This window comes from Oscillibacter ruminantium GH1 (genome assembly GCF_000307265.1).
GTDB classification, from domain to species: Bacteria; Bacillota; Clostridia; order Oscillospirales; family Oscillospiraceae; genus Oscillibacter; species Oscillibacter ruminantium.
Genome location: NZ_DF158905.1, coordinates 1 through 2,420 on the forward strand (window position 1 = coordinate 1; position 2,420 = coordinate 2,420).

The 2,420-nt window shown below is 51.1% G+C and carries 2 protein-coding genes; both read left to right on the forward strand.

Annotation, left to right across the window (positions count from 1 at the left end; genetic code table 11):
* The first annotated feature begins 120 nt into the window (after positions 1 to 120).
* Complete coding sequence (gene istA / locus ON16_RS14790; protein WP_040664389.1) at positions 121 to 1,644, forward strand: IS21 family transposase; 1,524 nt, start codon at positions 121 to 123, stop codon at positions 1,642 to 1,644.
* Positions 1,644 to 2,381 (forward strand): IS21-like element helper ATPase IstB, encoded by a 738-nt coding sequence (gene istB / locus ON16_RS14795; protein WP_040664393.1) that lies wholly within the window; start codon positions 1,644 to 1,646, stop codon positions 2,379 to 2,381. The genes istA and istB overlap by 1 nt, the downstream gene beginning before the upstream one ends.
* Positions 2,382 to 2,420 lie beyond the last annotated feature (39 nt).

The following is a 2,420-nucleotide window of genomic DNA, read 5'->3' on the forward strand; positions in this document are numbered from 1 at the left end:
TTTTCAGCCAATAGAACTGCACAGTTTTTCGCCACATAAAGTGCACAGTTTTTAGCCACGACTGCACATCTTCTGCGAAGTTGGTAAAATGAAGCCAACCCGAGCGGGAGGTGGCGAGAAATGAAGGGGTATCGAGTGTATAATTCTATTCAGCAATTAAAAGACATGGGTTTTAAGCGAGCCGCCGTGGCGGCACAGCTTCAAATCAATCGCCGTACAGTGGACAGGTATTGGACAATGACGGCAGATGAATACGAGGCTCAACAGCAGGACTTGAAGCGTGGGAGCAGCTTGGATGACTACCGCGACCAGATTCTGTATTGGCTGAGGGCTTATCCAACACTTTCCTCCGCGCAGGTCTGCGACTGGCTAAAAGAGCATTACAACGAGGATTTCAGAGAACGCACTGTCTCACGGTATGTGAAGCGGCTTCGGGAGGAATACGGCCTGAAGAAAGCTCCCAATCCCAGAGACTATGAAGCCGTTCCTGAGCTTCCGATGGGGCAGCAGGTGCAGGTTGACTTTGGCCAGCTCCTGATGCCGAATGTTGACGGCGGGCAAACCAGAGTCTACGCAGCAGCCTTTTTGCTTTCCGCATCCCGATACAAATATGCCGAAATGCAGAGCCGTCCTTTTACAGCGGCAGACTTGGTAAACATGAGCCACAACTGTTTCAAATACTTCGGGGGAATGCCGCGTGAAATGGTTTTCGACCAGGACAGCATTGTGTGCGTGAGCGAAAATGCCGGAGATATTGTCTACACCTATGAATTTGAGAAGTTCCGGCAAGAGACAAAAATGACCATCTATATGTGCCGTGGGGCCGATCCTGAGAGCAAGGGAAAGATTGAAAACACGGTAAAATACATTAAGGGCAATTTTCTCAGCAACCGCCTTTTCGTGGACGACGGCATTCTCAACGGCAGCTGCCTGGAATGGCTGGCACGCACCGCCAATGCGAAGGTGCATGGAACCACAAAGCGTATTCCTGTGGAAGTCTTTCAGGAAGAACGGGAGCAACTGCGGCCTCTGGTTGGCTTTGATGAGGCGTCCCGTCCTGTTGTCTGCCGTACCGTCCGAAAGGACAACACGATTATCTACGACAGCAACCGTTATTCCGTTCCTCTGGGCACCTACAACAAGCAACCGGAGGTGCGCATTGACACAAAAGACGGCATGCTTTACATCCAGACCATATTTGGCGAACCGATTTGTGAGCACCGCATCTCCAGCGGCAGAGGGCTCCTTATTCAGAGCAAAAATCATACGAGAGACCGCACGAGCGCTTTGGACAAGCTCCAGAATGACTTGGATACGCAGTTGGAGCACAGCGCCACAGAGTTCTTGCAGGCTATCCGTACGGAGAAAACAAGGTATTCCAGAGACCAGTTTCGCATTATCCAGTCCATGATTGACCAGTATGGCGGGTCCCAAGTGTTGGAGGCCATTGGTTTCTGCCAATACAGCAATCTCAACAGCGCCAATATTTTAAAGGATTATCTCACTCACAAGGCCAAGGAAGCTCCCAATACTGCATTGCTGATTTCGCCTGCTGCATCCGTTATACCTGTGGCTGATGTAAAATACCACGTAACCACGCAAAAACGGCCCTTGGATGTCTATGCAAAAGTGGGGGCGAGATGATGTTGACACCGCAGGAACGCGTGTTAAACCTTTTGTCCGACCTCCGTATCCAGCCGGTTGATTTCGATACCGTATACGCCGGCAAAAACGACCTGACGCCGCTGGAGAGCGTGGAGCTTTTCCTGCTGGAAGAACAACGGCTCCGTGTTGAGAAACAAACCTTGTTGCGCCGCAAAAGAGCCGCACTTCCCGCGGAAAAGACGATAAACGCTTTTGACTTTGGCTTCCAGCGCAGTGTGACCCGGGAGCAAATGCTCCGGCTGAGTGACATGACTTGGGTGGAGCAGGCTTACAACATCTGCTTTCTGGGGCCACCCGGCGTTGGAAAAACGCATCTTGCTTTGGCGTTGGCTGTGCGAGGGCTCAACCTCGGATATGCCGTTGCGTTTGAAACACTTTCCGACTTAATGTCCGTGCTAAAAACGGCTGAAATCTCGGGTGCAAGCAAGCGACGTTTGAAATATTTACAGAAAGCCGCCCTCGTTGTGGTGGACGAAGTGGGCTTCATGCCCTTGACTCCGGCAGAAGCGAACCTCTTCTTCGGTTTTGTATCTTCCATGTCCGAAAAGGCCTCGCTGATTATTACCTCCAACAAGGGCTTTGATGAATGGGCTGATTTCCTTGGCGACGCCACCATTACGACGGCTATCCTTGACCGGCTCATCCACCACTGCGAGATTATTAACATGACTGGCAACAGCTACCGCTTAGCTCACCACCAGTCCATTACCAGCTAAAAACCGACTGTGAAAAAGTGTGCATTTGCTGGCGAAAAA

What these genes read in the sequence shown, in the direction of transcription:
- istB (WP_040664393.1), top strand. Translation starts at nt 1,644, where the DNA reads ATGTTGACACCGCAGGAACGCGTGTTAAACCTTTTGTCCGACCTCCGT.
- istA (WP_040664389.1), top strand. Translation starts at nt 121, where the DNA reads ATGAAGGGGTATCGAGTGTATAATTCTATTCAGCAATTAAAAGACATG.